General features: G+C 31.5%; 3 protein-coding genes and 1 pseudogene. All 4 read left to right on the top strand.

From position 1 onward, the window contains the following. Nucleotides 1–1,243, top strand: a 1,243-nt coding sequence (rpsA, locus tag Q0W95_RS07595) for a 30S ribosomal protein S1 (protein ID WP_297791483.1), incomplete at its 5' end; no start/stop codon positions are given. Nucleotides 1,244–1,309: 66 nt separating this feature from the next. Beyond that, nucleotides 1,310–2,659, top strand: a complete 1,350-nt coding sequence (miaB, locus tag Q0W95_RS07590; RefSeq protein WP_297791481.1) for a tRNA (N6-isopentenyl adenosine(37)-C2)-methylthiotransferase MiaB — start codon at nucleotides 1,310–1,312, stop codon at nucleotides 2,657–2,659. Nucleotides 2,660–2,820: 161 nt separating this feature from the next. Then, nucleotides 2,821–3,801, top strand: coding sequence for a V-type ATPase subunit (locus Q0W95_RS07585; RefSeq protein ID WP_297791480.1), 981 nt, complete (start codon nucleotides 2,821–2,823; stop codon nucleotides 3,799–3,801). Nucleotides 3,802–3,803: 2 nt separating this feature from the next. Beyond that, a pseudogene (locus Q0W95_RS07580) lies at nucleotides 3,804–4,071 on the top strand (hypothetical protein); the annotation flags it as partial.

Raw genomic sequence — 4,071 nt, 5'->3', positions numbered from 1 at the left:
GGATGAATTCACAAAAGAAGAATTTATGAACAGTCTAGAGGATAGTTTAAAGAAGGTTTACCCTAAGGAAATCGTAAAAGGTACAGTAATTGATGTTAAAGACGATGAAGTTTTCGTTGATATTCAATTCCGTGCTGATGGAATTATCAAACTAGATGAAATGACAGAAGAAGAAAGAAAAGATCCAAAAAACAGTTTCAACATTGGTGACGAAATAGACGTATATGTTATTAAACTTGACGATGGAGAGGGAAATGTCGCTCTTTCTACAAGAAGAGTAGAAGGTATGAAAGTTTGGACAGATTTGGCAAAGAAAGCTGAAAATGACGAACTCGTTCATGGTGAAGTTACAGGATTTAATAAAGGCGGATTAACAGTTAATGTTGGCGGAGTTAATGGTTTTGTTCCAGCTAGTCAAATTGCAACATATTTTGTTAAGAACTTCAAAAAATTCGTTGGTGAAGAATGGGATCTTAAAATAGTAAGCATTGATGAGAGGAAGAATAGATTAGTTCTTTCTAGAAAAGATGTTGTTGAAGGAAAGCTAGACGAACTATGGGATGAACTTGAGGAAGGTCAAGTTATTACTGGTAAGGTAGCTAGGCTTACAGACTTTGGAGCATTCGTAGAAGTTAATGGTCTTGACGGACTACTACATGTATCTGACATTGCTTGGAGCAGAGTAGAGCATCCTTCTGATGTTCTAAGCGTAGGCGATGAAGTTGAAGTTAAAATCTTAAAGCTTAATAAGGAAAAGAATAGAATTTCTCTTGGACGTAAACAATTACTTGAAAAGCCATTTGAAGCATTCGCAAATGCTCACCAAGTTGGAGATACAGTAACTGGTAAGGTTGTTAATCTATTAGACTTTGGTGCATTTGTTGAAGTGGCTGAAGGGGTTGAAGGATTGGTTCACGTATCAGAAATTTCTTGGGATCATGTTGAAAAACCATCTGATGAGTTGACAGTAGGAGATGAAATCGAAGTTAAGATTATCAGTCTTGACAAAGATGAAGAAAAAGTTGGTCTAAGTATTAAGGCTCTTAAAGAAGCTCCAGAAAGACCTGAAAGAAAAGCAAAAAGACCTGCTAGAACTAACAATGATAGACCTAGAAGAAGACCTGAAAGGGAAACTACAACAAACTTCGGTGATGATGACTTGAACAACAACCTAGGCAACCTCCTAGAACAAGCACTATCTGCACAAGGAAACGAAGGTCTACTTGAAGGCGAAGAAGAATAGAACACATTCTTAGAAAACTAAGAGGAGATGAGTAAAGTCATCTCCTTTTTCTATGAGAGGACTAATATGAATATACGAGAAAAATATAAAGACTATTTTGCAGGTAAAAGGTACAACATAACAACCTTTGGATGTCAAATGAATGAACATGATTCGGAAAGAATATCTTATATCTTGGAAGATTTGGGTTACACTAAGACTGAAAATAGGAATGAAGCAGATTTTATATTATTTAATACTTGTTTGGTAAGGGAAAATGCTGAACTTAAATTATATGGTCAGGTATCTTCTTTAAAGAAACTAAAGCTCCAAAATCCAGATAAGATAATAGCTGTGTCTGGATGTATGATGCAAACATCAACAGCTAGACAGGTAATAATTGATAAGCATAAGGAAGTCGACCTTATCTTTGGAACAAAAAATATAAATTCATTGCCAGATTTGATTTTTAGATATCTTGAAACTAATGAAAGGGTAATTGATATATCAACTGATAATGTTAAAGATGACTTTGTTGAATATAACACACCAAATAAATTTCAAGCCTATGTCAATATAATGACTGGATGTGACAATTTTTGCTCATATTGTATAGTTCCTGAATCAAGAGGTAGGGAAGAGTCGAGAAGACCTTCTGCAATTATTTCCGAAGTTGAGCATTTGGTTAGCCAAGGCTATAAGGAAATAACACTTTTGGGTCAGAACGTAAATTCTTATGGGAATAAAGCTGATTTTGATATGACTTTTCCAGAACTATTGGATAAGGTTAGTAAAGTTTCAGGGCTTAAAAGATTGAGATTTACTACAAGCCACCCTAAGGATCTTTCAGATGAACTGATAGAAGTTATAAAAAATAATGATAATATTTGTAAGTACTTCCACTTACCACTTCAGTCAGGATCAAGCAGAGTTTTAAAAGATATGAACAGAAAGTATGACCAAGAAAAATACCTGGAAAGAGCAAAAAAATTAAGAGAAGAAATACCAGATATTGCGATTTCAACTGATATTATAGTTGGATATCCGACAGAAACAGAAGAAGATTTCCAAGAAACTATAAAGGTATGTAAGGAAATCGGCTATGATTCTGCTTATACCTTTAAATATTCTCCAAGACCTAAGACGAGGGCAGCAAAATTAACTCCAATAGATGATAAAATAGTTCAAGATAGGTTTGATAGATTATTAGACACAATTTATCCTGTGTTTTATAAAAAAAATGAGGAATATATAGGTAAAGTTGTTGAAGTTTTGCTTGAATCTGAAAGTAAAAACAATCCCGAGATAATGACAGGAAGAACAGATACTTTCAAACTTGTCCATGTTAAGGCTAGTAAAAATTTGATTGGAGAATTTGTTAAGGTAAAAATTACAGATAATACATCGTTTACAATTTCAGGAGAATTGATAGATTAAGCAATAGTGTAATAGGACATGAATAAAATTTTACAAAATAATATTATGAAAAAGTTTTTATAAAACTTAGAATATCAATAATTCATATAGAATATTGTTTATTGTTTTAATAGGAATTTACAAGTGATACAATATATAAGTATCAAAAGAAAGAGGTTCTTATGAGAGATGTAACTGTAAAAGCGAAAGCAAAGATGGGAAAGCTACCCACGGATAGTTTCTACAATGAGTTGATTCATGAGGGCAACTTAGATATTAAAATAGATATGCTAAAATCAAAGTACAATTTTCTAGCTGAAGCTACAAGCAAAAAAAGTATAGAATCTGCTTTGTTTAAGCATTTTTATGAGGAATTAAAAAGTTTAAATTTTTTCCTAAAAGGTATTGAAAGTGAGTTCTTTGATGAGTATTTCAGTATATATGAAATATTTCTTATACAAGAATGCATTCAATGTATTACTAACAATACTTTAGAGAAAAATTTATTGAACTTAGTGCAAAATCCATTTTCTAAGGACGTCAAAATAGACATTGGTATGACCTTAGATGAATTTATAGAAGGACTGAATACGAGTAAGTACTATCGTACCCTCTTGCCATTTATAAATGAAAATATGGATAAGTCCTCCTTAATATTTTTATCTAGCAATGCTTTGATGAAATTTTATTATAGAAATCTTCTTAAAATAGCTAAGAAATTTAAGTCGAAAGAGAAAGTCTTGATAGAAAATTTTGTAGGTGAATTGATTAATTTGTCTAACTTAGAAATGCTTTATAGACTTAAAAAATTCTTCAATCTGAATGATAATGAAATATTTAACTATTTGATTGAAGGAGGTAGAGGTTTTAATGCTGATAAGTTAAAATATATTTCCAATCTTCCTATGGATGAATTTTTAGGCTACATAGCTACTTCTAAATACAAGGATCTTTTCCTTGGACAAATAGATTCTTATATACAAATCAAAAGAAAGAAAATGAAGATGTTCAAAAATGAAATAATTAGTGGACAATCTGATATTCTTTACGTTATATCGGCTATGAGTATTATTCATATGAATATTAAAAATTTAGTAAGTATCCTGGAGGTTGATGATAGCTTTACTCTTTCTGAAAGATATGAACTAGTAATTGTGAGGTAATTATGGCAGTTGAAAAAATGAACTTAGTTAATATGACCTCTCGACTAGAAAATTTAGACGATTTTCTTGAAGATGTCATAGAACTAGGAGATATTGAACCTGTTGATGCATTCAATCAAGTAGCATCAAGAGCCTTTTCAATTAGAGCCAGTAAAGAAAATGTCGAGTTAACAGAGGACATATCAACTATATCAAGTTTTGAAAAGCCAAACAAGACTATAATTGATAAACTTAATGTTATTAAAGATTTATTTAATATTGATACAAGAC

The organism is uncultured Anaerococcus sp. (assembly GCF_947253225.1).
Lineage (GTDB): Bacteria > Bacillota > Clostridia > Tissierellales > Peptoniphilaceae > Anaerococcus.
This window is presented reverse-complemented; position numbering and strand designations above follow the sequence as displayed.

Excerpts from the sequence above, each read along its gene's own strand:
- miaB (WP_297791481.1), top strand. The coding sequence starts at position 1,310 with ATGAATATACGAGAAAAATATAAAGACTATTTTGCAGGTAAAAGGTAC.
- Q0W95_RS07585 (WP_297791480.1), top strand. The coding sequence starts at position 2,821 with ATGAGAGATGTAACTGTAAAAGCGAAAGCAAAGATGGGAAAGCTACCC.